The sequence below is a fragment of the Nostoc sp. NMS8 genome (assembly GCF_017115045.1).
GTDB lineage: Bacteria > Cyanobacteriota > Cyanobacteriia > Cyanobacteriales > Nostocaceae > Nostoc.
This window is the reverse complement of record NZ_JABXKK010000116.1, coordinates 85,559-104,056: the sequence shown is the minus strand read 5'-3', so window position 1 is coordinate 104,056 and position 18,498 is coordinate 85,559. Positions and strand designations below refer to the sequence as shown.

The following is an 18,498-nucleotide window of genomic DNA, read 5'->3' as shown; positions in this document are numbered from 1 at the left end:
GGCAATGGCTTCAAAATTTCGATCGCTGTGAATCAAAAGTCAGCTATTTTCCAGTTTTGTTTATCAGCATTATCAGGCAGTAGGCATAGCTCGTCGTAGACATCGGCTGACTTCAATTAAGTAAGCGAAACATTGCACTGGCTATTTCAACCTTTTTTATCCCCTTTCGGGGTGGTGCGATCGTAAAGCTCGAACAGGTTCTCCAATCTCGGTTACTGTGAGCAGTTTCCATCCCCTTTCGGGGCGATGTGATTGTAAAGTCTGATATTTTATTAAAATAAAACTTTTTAGGAATTTTGGTCAAATTTATTGCGTGAGATAAAGAGTAGCGATCGCACTTATGACAAAAACTAGGCTGTAATGATTGTAGTCTGTGCGTAAATCCTGAAAGAGTAGCGATCGCACTCATGACGAAAAACTAAGCTGTTAAAATCGTAGACTAACTATCAGACTTGAAAAAACGGTTGATGGGGCGGGTTAGTCCCAGATTTTCGCGCAGAGTGTTACCTTCATACTCTTTACGAAAGATTCCACGCTGTTGGAGTTCTGGGATAACCTTGTCTATAAAATCATTCAATCCTTCAGGCAGATAAGAGAACATGATGTTGAAACCGTCAGACCCCTCCTCAGTCAGCCATTGCTCCATGTCATCGGCTATGGTTTGGGGCGTGCCGACAAACGCCAGTCCGCCGTAACTGCCGACGCGTTGAGCCAGCTGTCTAATGGTTAACTTCTCACGTTGCGCCACCGCCACTACTCGTTCGCGAGAACTTTGTCCGGCGTTAGTCTGCGGAATTTCCGGCAATGGGCCATCTGGATCGAAGCTCGAAACGTCGTAGCCAAGTGCGCCATTCAGACTAGCAATACCACTGTCATAGTGTACTAGACTATCTAAATGGGCACGCTTGGCGATCGCTTCTTCCACAGTTTCGCCTACGATGACCAAAGCACCTGGAAGAATTTTGATGCTTTCTGGGTCGCGTCCAATAGCCCACGCTCGTTTCTTAATATCAGCAAATAAAGCCTTACCTGCTTCCAGATTACTAGCAGGTGCAAACACAACCTCGGCAGTTTCGGCCGCTAATTGCCGTCCTGCTTCAGAAGCACCAGCCTGAACAATCACCGGCCAACCTTGGACAGGTCTAGCGATGTTCAACGGCCCCCGCACTGAGAGATGTTTTCCCTGATGATCCAAAACGTGAATTTTTGCGGGATCGAAATAAATTCCTGATTCCACATCTCGAATAAAGGCATCGTCGGCGAAGGAATCCCAAAGACCAGTTACAACATCATAGAATTCCCTAGCGCGCACGTAGCGTTCATCATGCTCTACTTCTTCTTTCAAACCAAAGTTGAGCGCTGCATCTGGATTGGATGTGGTGACAATGTTCCAGCCGGCGCGGCCGCCGCTGATATGGTCAAGAGAGGCGAACCGACGGGCAATGTGGAAAGGCTGATCGTAAGTTGTGGAAGCAGTAGCAACGAGTCCGATGTGTTCAGTAACGCTGGCGAGGGCAGAAAGCAGAGTGAAAGGCTCGAAAGAAGTGACGGTGTGGCTGCGTTTTAGCGCGTTGATTGGCATATTTAGCACAGCTAAGTGATCCGCCATGAAGAATGCGTCAAATTTGCCCTCCTCTAATTTCTGGATGAATTGTTTCAGCGCTGGGAAGTTAAAATTGGCATCAGGTAAAGCCCCAGGATAGCGCCAAGCGCCTGTATGTATGCTGACTGGGCGCATGAACGCGCCTAGCTTTAATTGCTTTGATCTGCTCATTAGCTCTCCATAGACATTAGTTTTAAACGCGCCACTTTACTAATGGTTTATACAATAAACGAATTTAATTAAGAAGTAAAAAGATAATCCTCATAAATAAATTGAGGGGAAATGATTAAGGATGTATTATTTCTTTCTACGAGATGCCAAAGGCGATCGCGCTACGCCACGACGCTCGATGACTCGCTAACGCTGCGCTATCGTTATAAATGTTTTTATTTCGTTCCATAAATAAATTTAACGTGAGTTCGACTGGTCACATCACAATACAGTTCAGTTAAGTATTTCTTTCTTCTCTTTGCGTCCTTGGCGTCCTTGGCGGTAGCCTGCGCCGCGTCTACGTTAAAAAATAATTGGATTTGACAAAGAGTTTTAGCCTTAACCCAAGCGTATTGGGTCATATCATGTCCATCCAAAAGACCTCTCCCTGGTTTTACTACGCAAAACCTGTCCCTCTCCGAGTCGGAGAGGGACAGACTTGAACTTTAGTTCAAGGCAGGGAGAGGTCTGTCGAACTCACGTCACGTTAACTTTTTACTTTTGTCTTGTTCGGTCAAGTTAAGACAGATGCCCACCTTACAATATTGGATAATTTCTTTCTTGGAGTTCCCTTAGGTTAAAATTGCCCCACCCATCAATCGCTCATACCGATACTTCAACTCTTCTTTCATCAAATACCAACGCTCTAAAGTTGCATCCATCTCTATAATTTTTTCTGCTGCTTGCCGCGCTAAAAGTAAAACTTCTTCATCTTCAAGCAAACTCGCTAAGGTAAAATCTGGCACACCTGATTGACGAGTTCCCAGTACTTGCCCTGGCCCACGAAAACGCATATCCATCTCAGAAATGAAAAAACCATCCTGAGATTGTTCCAATACCTTCAAACGTTGTTGAGCATCAGGACTTCTGGAACTGCTCATCAACAGACAGTAAGACTGAGCCGCGCCACGACCGACACGCCCCCGCAGTTGGTGCAGTTGTGATAAGCCAAATCGTTCCGCATTTTCAATGAGCATCACCGTAGCATTCGGTACGTCTACACCAACTTCAACAACGGTAGTGGAAACTAAAATCTGTGTTTGGTTATCACGGAATTTGGTAATAGATTCGTCTTTTTCAGCTGAACTCATCCGACCATGCAGCAGCCCCACTTGAAAGTCGGGAAAAACGCTTTCCTGTAACTTTTGATGCTCATCAACAGCCGATCGCAAATCCAGTTTCTCTGATTCTTCTACCAAAGGTAAAACCACATAAACTTGTCTACCTTGGGCAATTTCTCGGCGGATGAGGTCATAAGCATGGTTGCGTTGCTGACCTGACAATACTGTTGTCTGAATCTTTTGCCGTCCTGGCGGTAACTCATCAATCTGGCTGACATCCAAATCCCCGTGTATTGTCAGTGCCAAGGTTCTAGGAATTGGGGTAGCTGTCATCGTTAAGACATGGGGTTGCTCGCCTTTTTGCTGCAAACGCGCGCGTTGTTCTACCCCAAAGCGATGCTGTTCATCTATCACTACTAACCCTAGCTGTTGGAAGTTTACAGGGTCTTGAATCAAGGCATGGGTTCCCACCAATAGGGGTAATTCACCAGTTCCTAATTGAGAATGTATTTGTCTTCGTTTAGCAGCTTTGGTGGAACCTGTCAGCAATTCCACTGGTAAATGCAAGAGATTAAACCAACTAACTAGCTTGCGATAATGTTGTTCTGCCAAAACTTCTGTGGGAGCCATCAGCGCCGCTTGGTAGCCAGATTGAATTGCTGCGAGGATAGCTAGCACGGCAACAACTGTTTTCCCAGAACCGACATCGCCTTGCACCAAACGATTCATTGGTACAGGTTTTTGCAAGTCGTTAAGAATGTCGTTAAGGACTCGTTGCTGTGCGCCAGTGAGTTGAAAAGGCAGTATTTCGTAGAATTTCTCTACAAGTTGACCGCGTGGGACGAGGATGGCGCTAGTTTGAATCGCTCTTGCTTGCTGTTGACGTTGCAGTAAACCAAGTTGCAGATAGAAAAATTCATCAAAGACTAGGCGACGACGGGCAACTTGTAGGGCGGTGCTATCACTAGGAAAATGGATATTAGCGATCGCATCTTTCAATTCCATCAAACCATACTTCTGGCGCAAACCACTTGGCAAAGGGTCTTTCAAGTTAGCCGCAGCAGGCAAAGCAGTAATTACCGCTTGTCGTACTGTATTGGCCACCACGCCTTCAGTCAGTCCATAAATTGGCACTACCCGCCCAATATTTAGCGACTCAATCGAATCTCCTGGATTTGCCAAAACCTCTAGTTCGGGATTATCCAGTGTCAAGCCATATTTACTTTCTTTCACTAACCCACACGCCGCCAGAATACTACCGACTGGATAACGGCGTTTTAAACTTTCTTGCCAAGCGCGACTGCTAAAGCGCGTACCTGCGTAAAAACGACCAATTTTGATTTGACCGCTATTATCTTTTACTACAAGTTCTAAAATTGATAATTTCTGATTTTTCGGGCTAGTAAAGCAGTTGCAACGCTTCACTGTTGCCACTATTGTCACCGTCTCACCCGCCTGTAACTCACGGATATTTACCTGACGCGCATAATCAATATGGTCACGAGGATAGTAAAAAAGCAAGTCGCGGACGGTGTGTAAACCAAGCCGTGCTAAATTATCAGCTTTTTTAAAACCTATTTCTGGCAAATCACTGAGTTTTTGCTCAATTGTTGGTGCAAGTCTCCGACTCACCTCAGCAACAATTGAAGATTTCGGATTTTGAATTTTTAATTGATTAATTCTTCCCTGCTCCCTCTTCCCTGCCCCCTGCTCCCTGCTCCCTGCTCCCTGCTTCCCCTCCTCTTGCTGTAGTTGTGATAGATACCTGCGAGTTTCAGCTACTAAGTGTTGTCTTTCTTCCAATTCTAGATGTGGATAACTGGCAAATTGTACCGCCAGTCCTTGCCAACGGCGGCGTTCAGTTTGGGGTAAGCCTGTTGGGAATTTGCCCAAAGTTAGGCTCAAAAATTCACTGAAACGATATTGTCTGCCCACCAAGTCTGTAAAGCCATGTTCAGCTTCTATTGCCAAGGCTTTATGCAATCGTATCCAATCTGGTTTTTCATTAGTCATTGGTCAGCAGAGTTAGAAGTTAGGGAGTTAGGAGGAGCCACTGCGTTGCGGGGGTTCCCCCCGTTGTAGCAAGTGGCGTTGAGGAGTTAGGAATAAATAACTCATAACTCATAATTCATAACTCATAACTTTATTCAAACCAACTAGAACGCCACGCGGCTTCAGCTTCCGCAATCGCTCTTTCCCGATGTTTCTTTTGATACTCTCGTCCTAGCTTGTTTAGCTGAACTAAAATATTGCGGATTTGCCTGCGTTCAGAGGAGAGTGTCACATCAGCAAATTCAATTTCCCCTAGCCGCAGGTTAATAGCCATAATTTGTGTGAGTCCAGAATCTTCTAACTGCTGCTCATTTTCAATTTCAATTACTAAGTTTAATAAGTTTGGTGGCCCTGGCATTACCTCGGCAGATGCTTCTGATGCCGCTGCCGCTGCTGCTAAAATCGGTTCTGGTAATTTTTTGGGTAATATACCAGTTTTTTGTAATAAAAGATTAGCATCGTGCGAAAGTTTTTTCAGTATCTCTTGCGTTACCTCTTCTAATTTCTGTTGCCATGTTGCCAGTTCTATAGGATTAGAGGTATCGGGTGTAAGAGGCTCAGAGATAGACTTGTCAAGAGTCACAGAAGATGAGGAAGTAACATTTTCCTCATCTCTCCCATCCCCCTCATCCCCCTCATCTCCCCCAGTTTCCTCACTTTTAATATAAATGAGCAATTGTTCAGCCGCCAGTTGACCTAACTTGCGGATGGCTTGTTGCAATTGTTGCCGCTGATTCAATGACAAGTGCAGAAAGTTTTCGGGATACCCTTGGGTACAGAGGTGGTAACTTGCGAGAATCAACTGTTTTCGTACAGCTAGCCCTAAGGTGGCTAGATAACTAGCATAAGCGGTCTGTAGTTCTACTGCGATCGCTCGGATCGCTTCTTTCAGTGCTGCAATATCCTGCTCAATTCGCTCGATTGCTCTTGCCATATATTTTCGTTCTTGCCCATCTGAACTATTACATAGTACAAATGTACAAATTTATTTTAGGATAACTTTCCAGAGAATTTTAGATTTTAAATTTTTAGATTTTAAATTAAATGCGAGATTTCACGTCTCTAATAAATAAAATACAGGTCAAGCAAATAGCCTGACCTGTTTTGTCATTAGTCATTTATCCAGAGTCTAATGACTAATGACTAATGATTAAATAACTAGACACTGCCAATTTGTGCAGCGACTTCATCAGCAAAGCTAATTTCTTGCTTTTCAATGCCTTCGCCAAGTATATAACGGACAAAGCGAGTTACTTTAATCTCTTCGCCTAATTGCGCCTTCGCTTGCTTCAAGAGGTCTTCCACAGAAATACTCTGATCGCGAATGTAAGGCTGATCGAGCAAAGCCAATTCTTTTAGGCGTTTATCAATCCGTCCCTGAACAATTTTCTCTTTGATGTTATCTGGCTTGTTCGCCAAATCATCCTTTCCCAATTCAATGTCTTTTTCCTTTTGGGCAACTTCGGCAGGGATTTGGTCTACGCTTACGTACTCGACATTTGGGCAAGCCGCAACTTGCATTGCAGCGTTGCGTGCCAAGGTTTGGAACTCTGAATTAGCAGCCACCGACTCAGTTTGGGAACCTAGTTCTACTAAGACACCAACTCGACCCCCAGTGTGAATGTAGCTGTCTACTACACCTTGTGTGCCTTCTGCTATTGCAAAATTAACAAAGCGACGCACTTGGATATTTTCACCAAGAGTGGCAATACTTTGCTTGATGAATTCTTCTACAGTCCCGCTTTGATTCTCAATATAGAGTTGAGCTAGCAAAGACTCAACACTATCAGCTGTCGCTGCTTGCTTTGCTAGGTTCTTAACTAAAGCTTTAAAAGCCTCGTTACGAGCAACAAAGTCTGTTTGACAGTTGACTTCTATGAGTACTCCGACTTGACCACTAGGCTGAATGTAAGTTTCTACCAGACCTTCTGCCGCAATGCGATCGCTTTTTTTGCCAGCTGAAACTAAGTTCTTTTTTCTTAGCCAGTCTATGGCTTCTTCTATGTTGCCATCATTCTCTATCAGCGCCTTTTTGCAGTCCATCATGCCGGCACCAGTTTTTTGGCGTAGCTCTTGGACGAGTTTTGCAGATATTTCCGCCATGTTGCCTCAATTCCTAACTTGACCTCGAGTTGTAATCGCTCACCTAATTGAGTACTGAGTACTGAGTTTTGTTAGCGTTAGCAGGGCGTTTAGCCCGTGCTGAGTTTTGAGTGTTCAGTTATCAATTTTATTCTTCATTGACAAATCACAACTTACAACTTCAAAAATCAAGACTCAGGACTATTCAATTTCCTGTGTCTTTCTATCTTACTCAGCACTCAGCACTCAGCACTCTTCACTCAGTACTATTCTTCTGTTTCCTCGTCGGGGATTACGGCATCAGTATATTCGGTTTCTTCGTAGTCATCGTCATACTCACCACCGTCGTAATCTTCGTCATACTCTTCAGCCTCCAGCTGACCGTGACGACCTTCATAAATGGCATCCGCCAATTTTCCGACTATCAGCTTAATTGATCTGATCGCATCGTCGTTTGCGGGGATGGGGATATCTACTACATCTGGGTCACAGTTTGTATCCAACATGGACACAATGGGAATATTCAGCTTTTGGCATTCTTGAACTGCGTTATATTCCCGCCGTTGGTCTACAATTACCACAATATCGGGCACTTTCCGCATTGTTTTAATGCCGCCCAAGTATTTCTGAAGCTTCGTCATTTCCCGACGTAGCATTGATGCTTCTTTTTTCGGCAATAAATCTAGTGCGCCAGTTTCTTCACGGCGTTCTAAATCTTTCAGGCGGTCTACCCGTGTTTTGATAGTTGCCCAGTTGGTCAACATTCCACCTAACCAGCGTTGGTTAATGTAGTGGGAACCACAACGGCTGGCTTCTTGGGCAATAATTCCAGCTGCTTGGCGCTTGGTACCGACAAAAAGAAATTTCTTCCCTTGTTCTGCGTTTGATCGCATGTAGTTGTAAGCATTATCCATCAACTGGGCAGTTTGCACCAAGTCGATAATATGCACACCATTGCGGGAAGTATAAATGTAAGGAGACATTTTTGGGTTCCAACGCCGGGTCTGATGCCCAAAGTGAACCCCTGACTCCATCATCTGAGCCAATGAAACTACTGGCATATATTTTTCAACTCCGATTCGGGTTAAACCTCCATCCAAGTGTATTTCCCAACTGGGAAACACCCGAATTCTTAGATGTGCGAGATTAGTTAACCATACTAGGTTAGCATATTCCGAAGTGTTGTAGCTGGTTGACAGAGTAAGGGCAAAAAATAGCGTTGCCAACTCAACAACTGGGCAACGCTATGCTTGTATTTGAAAATCTTGCTGTTTTAAACATCTAATCGCGATCTTCTTGCTCCTTGGGTTTGGGTTTTTGTCGCCGTTGTTCGATCTGATCGTCGATAGTTTCTCTCATTTTGCGATCGGCAGCGTCCATTGCAGAATACTTAAAGCGGTTGATTATGCCACTGAACAAGTTGCCAAAGAATCTTTCAATTTCTTGCATAATTTTATACCTCAGTATTTAAAGGTAAATTCTTGACTCGACATTAGCCTTGGACTTTCTAATGGAAGTGGGAAATAAAACGCTAACCTATCTTGGAAGTATCTATTTAGTCTCTTAGCGTATCTGAGTACTGAAAGAGATGGCGGTTTATTTATCCTTTAACTAAGTTTTTCTTGGAAATGACTGTATAAAACAATATTCTCAATCAAACCAGTATTGTTGAGACTTAAAAGATTGAAACGCTTTGGACGTTTATATATTGTATTCCGTCTAAAGTAATAAATGTGGCAAGGACACAGGTAACAAATTGTTTCCTTGGCAAATTTGTGGGCAGGGGTCTGTATGTTACTCAATAGTATCAGGGTCTACATTGAGCGATGGCTGCGCCAACGCCAAGGGCGAACGCAACCTCGCCTTTAATTGTTCTATTTGCAATTCTATTCTGCCTGTTCTGCTCGTTGGCGTTCTTGTTCTACCAGTTCTTCTGCCTGCTGTCTTGCTATAACTTCCTGCCTTAAAGCCTGTGCCAGTTCATCAGGGATCAGTAATTTTTCCCCTGTATCCTCTCGGTAAAATCCAATTAGCCTTCCCTCAATCACCAAGCGCAGTTGTAACGGTTCACTGCGCCCATCCTCTATAGTTTCGTAGATTTCTCCCCGCAGGCGATAGCCACGTAGCTGTTGTTCCACCCACTCGCCTTTCGGATCAAATAGCCAGTATTCCTTAACACCTAGCTGCTTATAGAGGGTCTTTTTGAAGATTTCGTCTTGTCCCTTTGTCCCAAAGGATGTCATTTCAAAAATAACTGTGGGTACTTGACCCTCTTCCCAGATTTTATAGTTGTCCCGACCGCCGGATGTGACATCAAAAATCACCATGACATCTGGGGCTACCCGCAATTTGGGAAAACCCTGTGCATAGTAAAGAAATTGATTTCCTAATACTGTTGCCTGACGATTTGCCAAATACTCTTTCAGGACTTCTAAGGTAGTTAGTAAGGCATAAAGGTGGTCGTAGGTTTCTGCTACTGGTTGACCATCAGCACTGGGGTAAAATATTTCTGATTCGACACTAACAGGTAAAGTAGCAGTCATGGTTGTAAAATCAGTGCTACGAGATTATTGTAGAACAACTTTAGTTCTTCCTAACTTGAGATATGCAAGCTTTGCAAAATATAACTAGATAACTCACAAAATCCTTCCCCTTCGGCAGCAGTGGTAATGTAAGCAGGCTGATATTTCAACTGATTCAAATATTCCAGCACGTTAGCTACGCCTACAGAAACAGGAAAATAACGCCGATCGAATAAACTTTCATCATTGGGGCTATCGCCAACAGTGACAATTTGTTCTGTTGAGTACTGGGGTAAATATTCACGTAATACCTGCAACAATCCCACAGCTTTCTCTTGATCTTGGGGTTTAATGTGACACTGCACGTTGCTATATGTAAATCCCCAGCCCATTTGTTGACAGAGATGATCTAGGGTTTGTAGTTCGTCTTGACGCAAACCAGCAACATCAAAAGTCCAGTCGGTGAGGCGAAAGCGATTATCAGTAGATTCTTGAATTTGGGGAAATTTAGTTTGTAAATTCTCAAAAGTGGTAGCCAAATGCTGGCGATGTTGAGCTAAATCAGGAATGGGTGTTAAGACTACTGGTTTCTGGTTCCCTGGTGGAAAGTACAAACCGCCATTTTCTGCGATCGCACCTGCTACTGGCATCAAGCTACTCAATCCACTCACCCACCCAGCCGAACGTCCTGTAACAATCAGAACTTTAATGTCAGCTGCGGCTAAATCCTCTAAAGCTTGCAGCAGTGCAAAAGTAAATTTTCCTCCTCTAGTCAGAGTGCCATCCATATCTGTGGCTATCAGACGAATATTGCTCAAGGAAGCAGATGAAATCTCAGACAGGGCAGGAAGGCTCAGATGTCTGGACATAGGCGGTTTGTAAAAAGCTGTAAAAAATATTAATCATACAGCAAGATGGCATTGATTTTTTGGGCATCCTAAACATCAGGAGTCAAGTTTTTCAGTTTCCAACCATGTCCACTTCGATGTTTCTTGCCCAATCCTCCGGGACAAAGACTAAAAAGGCATCCCAGGAAGTGCCAGCAAGTAATCCTCAAATACCACCATTACTGTTGGTAACTTCTGGAGGACTGGCTTTAGCGGTGATTGCTTTGATTGTGTATAGTAAGCTCCAGAAGGATCAGCTGGAGAAAAAACTCAAGTTTGAACAATTCCGCGCGCGAGAACTAGAGAAAAAGTTTAAGCTGGCGCTGGAAACCATTCGCAAAATGGAAACTAATCCCGATTTGGTAAACTCACGAGACTTTAACCTAGATTATCTGCGAATGCGGATGTCAGAGGAGGTGTTTCATTTTGCAATTCTGAACCAAGTAAAGATTCAGATCAAAGAAAAGATTTCTCAAGCCCTACGTCCAAATCAAGCCCAACTTGGATCGGTCGGAATTGCTAATAGCGCTGGACGGCAAGTAGATGAACTTTTTGATGTAGAGTATGAAACTGGTAGTCCAGGGAATTCTGCTAAACGGGTGCTGTTTCGAATTCAAATCCGGTTAATGAAATTACCGACGCAAGCAACTTCTGCGACTATTAGTCAAATTATTGATTGTATAGAAACTTATTTAAGCCCTATAGAAGACGAAGATAGTTGGCAACCAATAATTCAAGGTCGAATTGCTACTATGCATTGGGATCAAAAGGCTAAACCTACGCCTTTACTAGTGCTAGAACAATCGAATGAAGGCGTAAATGTAACTTTCCGTACTAATCGCCAACCAAATACCCCAACTCCGCCAAAGTCACCTGGAATTAAAAAATCAGGCTCGGCTAGACAATAAATTATGGCTGTTATTGGTCATTGGTCATTTACAAAGGACAAATGACTAAAATCATGACTGAATGGCTGCATTTGGGGAATTGCGGGTTAAAAGACCATCTTCCATTTCTACGATGCGATCGGCTATGTCTAAAATGCGGTTGTCGTGTGTCACTAATAAGATAGTCGTTCCCTGATTTTTGGCTAGACTCTGCATTATTTCTACGACATCGCGTCCTGATTGTTTGTCTAATGCGGCTGTTGGTTCGTCTGCTAGCACTAGGGGGGGACGATTCACTAGGGCGCGGGCGATCGCAATTCTTTGTTTTTGTCCACCAGAAAGATTGTCTGGGTAGTAATCAACTCGTTCTTCTAGACCAACTGACCCCAGCATGGCTTTTGATTTAGCCACTGCTTCTGCTTGAGAAATATTATCGTTTAATTCTACCGCCATTTGCACATTTTGCTTTGCTGTCAAGAACCCTAGCAAATTATGAGCCTGGAAAATATAACCAATGTTGCGTCGCATCTGCACCAGTTTGTTTTGACTGACGCCAACAAGTTCTTCACCTAAAAATTTTAAGCTTCCCTCTTGTACCGACCTCAAACCACCAATTAAGCTCAGTAATGTTGTTTTACCCGAACCTGATGGCCCGGTCATAATTACAATTTCACCCGGATAAATTTCTAGGTTGATGTCAAATAATATCTGTTTTTTCAGTGCGCCTTTGCCATAGTAGTGATTGAGGTTTTTAATGGCAATTACAGGTTCTTGTTTCATCATAATTGTGTTAGCTATAAGTTAGCATTTTTGAGATTTAATTTTAGTGTCTGTCAGAAAATGATTTCTATTAATTAAAATATATCTGCTGGATCGGCAGCATTTAATTTTCTAACTGCGATCGCACCCGAAATAATGCACATTAGCATAGTCAAAATCAATACCATTACCGCTCGATCAAAACTCATGAAAACTGGTAAAAGTGTTGCATTTCTGGCACTGTTATACATAAATAAGGCAAAAACTATTCCAGGGCAATATCCTAAAACTGCTAATAGTAAAGCTTCTTGAAGGATGACTGTCAATAAATAATTTTGTGTATAACCTATTGCTTTAAGAGTAGCATATTCAGCTAAGTGGTCTGCAACTTCTGTATAAAGAATTTGATAAACAATCACAGTCCCGACAATGAAACCCATGACAGTCCCTAATGTGAAAATAAACCCAATAGCTGTACTATTTGCCCAGTAACTCCGCTCAAAAGCAATAAATTCTTGTTTAGTTAAAACATTTACTTCATTAGGTAAATACTTTCGTAATTCTTGAGCGACAACATTAGCATCCGCTCCCGGTTTTAATCTAATTAGCCCAATATCAATTAATCCTTTTTGACGATTGCTAAATATCCGCAAAAAGTTAATATCACTCGTAATTAAATTTCCATCTGCGCCAAATGATGCACCTAATGTAAATAGCCCTTCTACTTTAATTCGCCGCCTCCGCACTTCTGCTGTTACAGTCTTTCCTTGATCGTAATTGGCAGCAATGGGCCCATACTCTACCCTAGAAGAACGGTCAAATAGAACTACATCAGGTAGTTTAAGTTTATCTAAATTTTCCTGAACTCCAGGTAAGTTAACTAGGTTAGTTTCTGGGTTCATTCCAAATATCAGAATGCTACGAGGACGGCCTGTTACAGGATTTTTCCAAATTGTAAAGTCTAAATATATCGGATGTACCGATTGAACTGCGGGTAACTCTAAAGCTTTATATAACCGTCGTTGAGAGAAGCTTCTCATTGCCAATATAGCGTTAGATTGACTGTTAATTAAAACAATATCACCTTGCAAGCTGTTATGGAATCGAACGTTACTATAATATAGAGCATCCCGGAAGCCGAGTTGCATAAACATCAAAATATCAGCAAAAGCAATTCCTGCTAAAGCCACAGCAAGGCGAGTTTTTTCTCTCGTCAGTTGTAGCCAGGAAAGAGGGATTTTTTGATTCATTTTATAGGCATCCAAGCACAGTTAAGATAATTCGTAATTAAGAACATTCTCAATCCAAAATATCAAATCGTAAATTTGTATTACTGCTCGCTTATAACTTAATTAGTTATTAATATCGACAACAACTTTGGCGTAAGTTAAACCAGAAACTTTCTGGCTATCTTCTGGAGACAGAGCAATTTTAACTTCTACAACTCTGGCATCCACATCTGCTGCTGGATCTGTATTCAGCACATCTTTTTTACCAATTTTTCTGCCGATTTCTGTGACTGTTCCTTTTAATTCGCCGCTAAATGCGCCGTTATCACTGGTGATAGTAGCATTTTGACCAAGACGCACTTTACCAATGCTGTCTTCGGCGACTTCAGCAATTACGAACATTTGGTTGGTTTGGCCAAGTTCAGCAATGCCATTTGCGCCAATTGCTTCACCCGATTTGGTGTAAACCTTTAAAATCTCTCCAGCGATTGGTGCTTGAACGTAGCTCAATCTCAGTTCTGCTTCGGCTTTTCTGACATTTGCGATCGCATTACTAACTTGAGCCTGCGCTACTTGCACATCGGTAGGACTAACATCTAAAATTCTGCTCAGTTTGGCCTTCTCTTCATCGATTTGTCTTTGCAAAGTTGCTAAAGTTTTGTCACGGTTAACTTTGGCTTCGATGAGTTGCTGTTGCAAAGTTGCTGAATTTTGGATTTGATTCGCTCTCGCCTCAGCAAGTTGCTGTCGTATAGTTGCCAATGTTTGCTTTAGGGTAGCTTGGCTTTCAGCCACCTGTTGATTAGAAGTTATTGCACTCAAGCGTCTACTATCCCGCTCTTGCTGAGAAATTGCACCTTCTTTGTATAAAAAATCATAGCGTCCAGCATCGACTTGGGCATTGCGCTGTTGGGCTTTAATACGTGTAAGTGTTGCTCTCAGGGCTTCTCTTTGCCCACTGAGTTCTGCTTCTAGGCGATTTACTGTTGCTTGTTGGACAAGCTTATCTCCACTGAACTGGGCTGCAATCCGCGCGATCGTTGCTTGTTGACCATCTCTTTCTCCAAGTAATTGCGCTTGTAGGCGAGCAATAACTGCTCTTTGAGCTTGAATATCTCTTGGAGATCCAGCCCTGACTTGCGCTAAATTCGCACGGGCTTCTTGCACTTTCGCTTTTGCCTCTTGTAGTCCGGCTATTTGGGTATCGCGGTTGTCCAAAATTGCCACAATTTGACCTTGCCTTACCTTTTCACCCTCTCTCACCAAAAGCTGCTGAATTCGTGATGATGGCGCTAATCCTGATGATGGGGCGGACAATTTAACAACTTCGCCTCGCGGTTCCAAACGCCCTACAGCACTAATGCTATTGCTAGATGGCATTACGGGTGCAGATGTAGTTAGTTTTCTCAGCTGCTCGATTTTAGCTGTGCCTAGTATGCCAGCAGCAATTACTACTGGTACAGCTACAGCAATACCCCACCAAATCTTTGGTTGTTCACTATTAAGCGTCTGCTCACTTGGCTTTGGCTTTTCAGTCACCCTTGACATAATATGTTGCCCATTTACCTGAATTGTGCTGATGGAAGTAAAAATAAAAGGGTTTTTAATCAACAGCCAGTCCTGTTAGGACAAGCAACGGTGGTTTAAAGCTGGGTATGGTTTAAAAATCCATTGTGTGATGAACACTCAACACTATGGCTTTGCAAAATGGTGTTTATTTGTATGCGGTACACTTTGACCTCTTTCTAAATCTCTCTCCTAAAAACAGAGACTTTAAATTTTCCCCCTTTCTGTGTCGGGAAGGGGGTTAGCGAGTTAGGTCTGTATTGAAACCCAGAAGTGCTACAATAGCTGGCTATTCAATAACTCTGAGTATGATTGAGACATGAGTGCAATGGGAGCTAGCAGAATTCACAAGCAGTATGAATCTAGATGTAGAGATGCGATATATTACGTCTCTACACAAAATCCTAAATTGGTATGATGCGGTACTTTACTGCCAATACGATTCGGTTAAGGCAAGAGACGCGATAAATCGCCGTCTCTACAAAGGACTGATTATTGTAAAGACGGAGATTTATCGCGTCTTTGCGATCTAGGGCGTGTCATCAAAAAACCTTATCCGAACCTTATTGACTTTACTGCTACATTCACTACAGCTATAGTTACTCACAAAATTGAAAAGAAACATCAAAATAGACTGTTGCCTTTGTTGGGTACAATCTTGTTACAAAAGTTAGTCTTCCTTAAGTGAATCAACGATTAACTAACTAAAAAATATCTGTCAACTTGAGCATTCTTAACATTAGAGTTTCCTTAACTTTCTGGTCAATGATTTAGCAGGGCTAGTTGCTTGCACCTCCCAAGACAACAAACCATTTTGTGATATTTGCTTCAAAGACCTTACTACTCTTCCTGCTGCTGTTTTGGGACTCCATTAAACTCTCGTTGAATGAATTCTACATTTATCCGTTACCTGAAAACGTAACAGAACCTACAGATAAGGGAGATGGAGGGATGATTAAGTTGGGAGATCGAATAAAACTGTGGTCATATAATTTTCTGCCCAAGCTGGGCCAAAGGCTTTTTCTAATACGCGGCGGGTTTTATCGTTTTGCTGCTGTTTGGTGCAATAGTTGTGTTGTCCGGCAAGATTTTGGGTGACTTGTTCAACTGAAACAGGATGTGAGGCGATCGCTTGGATGCAATGAATGTCTAAAAATTCTCGCACCCGTGAGAGAAACATTGCTTCTTCTTCAGGAGAACTGGGGCGCACAAAGATACAAAAATCTGAAAAAATATTTCCCCATTCTGGTAATTCACGGGGTTGGGAAAAGTTAAGGACTGTTAGCTGTGTCAGTGCAGAAGTATAAGATTCTGGTAAGGTACGCTCTACTTGAATCGGAGAAAGGTCTGCGATCGCAGCACTAATTTGACCTCTACCCCCAACTAAATCGCAACCAAACATCGGCAGGTTATATTCTGGACGGGGAAACATGACGCAGTGCAAAATATCCAGCATATTGCCGATTTTCGCCAGTTCCAAGTGCATTTTCCGAAACTGGGGCGTTTGATAGCAGCGGTTTTCAATCGTCAGTTTTTCGCCTTCTAGTCTACCTTCTACATACCCCAACTCATCAGGCAAATGGTAGGGCGATAAATCCAGGTGCTGATGCCAAGCTGCCTCAATACAATCAGCTAGCTGACGAATTAGGGGATGTTGTTGCTCACGCAGCGAGGGCATAGAAGTAAATGACATAAGCTAGTTGGGAATGCGATCTAATGGCCAGTCTACAACCTGTCGTGCCATACCTGTTATGGTCTGCAATATAAGCAAACACTTACACGCAGCCAACGTAAATTTATAAGACAGATACTTTTCACAAGGATTATTTATTTTGTAGTCTAGGTTACAGAAATAATTTTAGATTAGCCCATTATTTATGAAGGTTAAGAGAAAGCTATGAAATTAGATTCTCATAGACCAGATTTTGCTGTGCAAGCAAGAAGGCACAACCTGGAAGGCTTACAGAGGTTCAGAGCTTCTACTTGGGTAAACCTTTTGCAACTTCCCAATCCCTTTAGTTTTGACGAAGCACTTTTATTATGTCCGGTTTCAGCTGATGAGTGGCTAGCCTGGATTCCCGATCATGGAGAGGCAATAATCAATATTAGGCAATTTAGTTATTAGTCATTGGTCATTGGTCATTGGTTAATAACTTTAGACAAGGGACTATTGCTGCCAGAAATCAGTGACATCGTATCCCAATTCACTTAGCATCTGCCGCAGCAGGGGTAAACTGAGTCCAATTACATTGCTGTGACAGCCTTCAATTTTTTCTACGAAGAAACTACCAAAACCCTCAATAGCAAAGGCACCCGCACACTTGAGGGGTTCACCTGTGGCAACATAAGCTTTAATTGCCTTTTCGCTCATTGGAGCAAAGTAAACTCTTGTAACTTGAGACTTGACTAAAGTACGGTTTTGGTCAGGGTCAATTAAGGCGTGACCTGTGTACAAATCACCAAAGTTACCTTGCATTATCTGCCAACGTGCGATCGCTTCAGAGATATCTGCTGGTTTGCCATAAATTTCACCATTCATGGACAAAACTGAATCACAACCCATAATCAAAGCTGATTCAAACTGTGGGGCTACAGTTTCCGCTTTATACTGGGCAAGAGTTTTGACCAATTCTGCTGGTTCACTTAGTTCAATTTGCGACTCATCAAAGTCACTTGCTTGAACTATCGGCTCAATACCAACAGTTTGCAGCAAGCGGCGTCGGGCTGGGGAAGCTGAGGCAAGTACAAAAGGTGGAATTTTCATGAGATTTTAGAAAAATTTGTTAATTAGGCATTGGGCGATTCAATTTTGGATTTTGAATTTTAAATTTTGGATTAAATTCCAATCTAAAATCTAAAATCTAAAATCTAAAATTCTTACTTGCCACTCCCCAATTAATAAACAGAAAAAGAATTAACAACCTCATCAATCATCCGTTTAACTTTCTGCCAGCGTTTTTCAGGAATTGAGGCGTTGAAGGTAAAAAGTTTACCACGACTCACAGCAACACTAGCGATGTTGTGACGTTCTTGTTGATTGGGGAGTTTAACCTCATACTCCAAAAGGTAGTATGTTTTACCGTCTACTTCTCGCTGCGCGGCATTGACTAATTCAGCCGAACGACCAGAGTCAGGAGGCGCGAGAGCCGCTTTTCCTAATTTGTATCCTACTTCTGTTGGGGTTCCCAATTCTGATAAGGTTTTGCCTTCTGGAACTGGGCTAATCACAACTGAAACGTTTTCAGACACCTCAATCAAATCGTGGAAAACCACATCTGGCCCATTAGCAACTTTAACTGGTAGCCAGCCGTTAGGATATAAAAACTGATAGCCATCACTAGTGTCTACAAAGCTTTTGAGTCCAGATGCAGCCGCCACATCAGAATTACTCAGACTGAAGCTCAACACCAACAGCAAAATTAATACAATTCGTTTCCACATTTATACAGATTCCTTTGGGCTGGAGATAACACAAGGCTTGCATCATTTCTCGTCTTTATTCTCCCACCAAGCGGTACGCTTCGGATAATGTATTAAATAGTGAAGTATAAATGCTTATGTTCCCTAACGCCTAATTATAAAAAAGGAGAGGCAGATAATTCTACCTCTCCTATACAGGGATAAGACAAATTGCCTCGAC

At 42.6% G+C, this 18,498-nt stretch carries 16 protein-coding genes and 1 pseudogene; 3 read left to right on the top strand and 14 right to left on the bottom strand.

Features of this window, described 5'->3' with window-relative positions; all coding sequences use genetic code 11:
* Nucleotides 1-439 precede the first annotated feature (439 nt).
* The 8 genes and pseudogenes from HWQ39_RS31410 to HWQ39_RS31375 form a co-directional block, all read right to left on the bottom strand.
* Nucleotides 440-1,774: an LLM class flavin-dependent oxidoreductase gene (locus HWQ39_RS31410; RefSeq protein WP_292853865.1), complete on the bottom strand. Its 1,335-nt coding sequence runs from the start codon at nucleotides 1,772-1,774 to the stop codon at nucleotides 440-442.
* Between the two features lie 611 nt (nucleotides 1,775-2,385).
* Complete coding sequence (gene recG / locus HWQ39_RS31405) at nucleotides 2,386-4,887, bottom strand: ATP-dependent DNA helicase RecG (protein WP_292853864.1); 2,502 nt, start codon at nucleotides 4,885-4,887, stop codon at nucleotides 2,386-2,388.
* 130 nt (nucleotides 4,888-5,017) lie between these two features.
* Nucleotides 5,018-5,860: a hypothetical protein gene (locus HWQ39_RS31400; RefSeq protein ID WP_292853863.1), complete on the bottom strand. Its 843-nt coding sequence runs from the start codon at nucleotides 5,858-5,860 to the stop codon at nucleotides 5,018-5,020.
* A 224-nt stretch (nucleotides 5,861-6,084) separates the two neighbouring features.
* Nucleotides 6,085-7,029, bottom strand: coding sequence for a translation elongation factor Ts (tsf, locus tag HWQ39_RS31395; RefSeq protein WP_292853862.1), 945 nt, complete (start codon nucleotides 7,027-7,029; stop codon nucleotides 6,085-6,087).
* 245 nt (nucleotides 7,030-7,274) lie between these two features.
* Nucleotides 7,275-8,069, bottom strand: coding sequence for a 30S ribosomal protein S2 (gene rpsB, locus HWQ39_RS31390; RefSeq protein ID WP_179068989.1), 795 nt, complete (start codon nucleotides 8,067-8,069; stop codon nucleotides 7,275-7,277).
* Between the two features lie 220 nt (nucleotides 8,070-8,289).
* A complete protein-coding gene (locus HWQ39_RS31385) occupies nucleotides 8,290-8,457 on the bottom strand; it encodes a hypothetical protein (protein ID WP_292853861.1) in 168 nt (55 codons plus the stop codon).
* 345 nt (nucleotides 8,458-8,802) lie between these two features.
* Nucleotides 8,803-9,551: pseudogene (locus HWQ39_RS31380) on the bottom strand (Uma2 family endonuclease).
* Nucleotides 9,552-9,601: 50 nt separating this feature from the next.
* Nucleotides 9,602-10,399 carry an HAD family hydrolase gene (locus tag HWQ39_RS31375; protein ID WP_292853860.1) on the bottom strand — a complete coding sequence of 266 codons (798 nt, stop codon included), beginning with the start codon at nucleotides 10,397-10,399 and terminating at the stop codon, nucleotides 9,602-9,604.
* Between the two features lie 104 nt (nucleotides 10,400-10,503).
* Here HWQ39_RS31375 and HWQ39_RS31370 point away from each other — a divergent pair, with 104 nt between their 5' ends.
* Nucleotides 10,504-11,325, top strand: a complete 822-nt coding sequence (locus HWQ39_RS31370; protein WP_292853859.1) for a hypothetical protein — start codon at nucleotides 10,504-10,506, stop codon at nucleotides 11,323-11,325.
* A 51-nt stretch (nucleotides 11,326-11,376) separates the two neighbouring features.
* Here the strand turns inward: HWQ39_RS31370 and HWQ39_RS31365 are convergent, their stop codons facing one another.
* The 3 genes from HWQ39_RS31365 to HWQ39_RS31355 all read right to left on the bottom strand — a co-directional run bounded on the left by HWQ39_RS31365 (nucleotide 11,377) and on the right by HWQ39_RS31355 (nucleotide 14,840).
* Nucleotides 11,377-12,084 (bottom strand): DevA family ABC transporter ATP-binding protein, encoded by a 708-nt coding sequence (locus tag HWQ39_RS31365; RefSeq protein WP_292854021.1) that lies wholly within the window; start codon nucleotides 12,082-12,084, stop codon nucleotides 11,377-11,379.
* Nucleotides 12,085-12,158: 74 nt separating this feature from the next.
* Nucleotides 12,159-13,313, bottom strand: a complete 1,155-nt coding sequence (devC, locus tag HWQ39_RS31360) for an ABC transporter permease DevC (protein WP_292853858.1) — start codon at nucleotides 13,311-13,313, stop codon at nucleotides 12,159-12,161.
* Nucleotides 13,314-13,415: 102 nt separating this feature from the next.
* Entirely contained in the window at nucleotides 13,416-14,840 is a 1,425-nt protein-coding gene (locus HWQ39_RS31355; protein WP_292853857.1) for an HlyD family efflux transporter periplasmic adaptor subunit, read from the bottom strand.
* 374 nt (nucleotides 14,841-15,214) lie between these two features.
* Here HWQ39_RS31355 and HWQ39_RS31350 point away from each other — a divergent pair, with 374 nt between their 5' ends.
* A complete protein-coding gene (locus tag HWQ39_RS31350) occupies nucleotides 15,215-15,391 on the top strand; it encodes a hypothetical protein (RefSeq protein WP_292853856.1) in 177 nt (58 codons plus the stop codon).
* A gap of 422 nt (nucleotides 15,392-15,813) precedes the next feature.
* Here the strand turns inward: HWQ39_RS31350 and HWQ39_RS31345 are convergent, their stop codons facing one another.
* A complete protein-coding gene (locus HWQ39_RS31345; protein WP_292853855.1) occupies nucleotides 15,814-16,551 on the bottom strand; it encodes a phycocyanobilin:ferredoxin oxidoreductase in 738 nt (245 codons plus the stop codon).
* A gap of 204 nt (nucleotides 16,552-16,755) precedes the next feature.
* On the opposite strand from HWQ39_RS31345, the gene HWQ39_RS31340 reads away from it, so the two are divergent.
* Nucleotides 16,756-16,983 carry a hypothetical protein gene (locus HWQ39_RS31340; RefSeq protein WP_292853854.1) on the top strand — a complete coding sequence of 76 codons (228 nt, stop codon included), beginning with the start codon at nucleotides 16,756-16,758 and terminating at the stop codon, nucleotides 16,981-16,983.
* Between the two features lie 42 nt (nucleotides 16,984-17,025).
* Here the strand turns inward: HWQ39_RS31340 and HWQ39_RS31335 are convergent, their stop codons facing one another.
* Nucleotides 17,026-17,622, bottom strand: coding sequence for a nucleoside triphosphate pyrophosphatase (locus HWQ39_RS31335; protein ID WP_292853853.1), 597 nt, complete (start codon nucleotides 17,620-17,622; stop codon nucleotides 17,026-17,028).
* A gap of 131 nt (nucleotides 17,623-17,753) precedes the next feature.
* The gene (gene psbP, locus HWQ39_RS31330) at nucleotides 17,754-18,299 is read right to left on the bottom strand and encodes a photosystem II reaction center PsbP (RefSeq protein WP_292853852.1); all 546 of its coding nucleotides are present in this window, start codon (nucleotides 18,297-18,299) and stop codon (nucleotides 17,754-17,756) included.
* Nucleotides 18,300-18,498 lie beyond the last annotated feature (199 nt).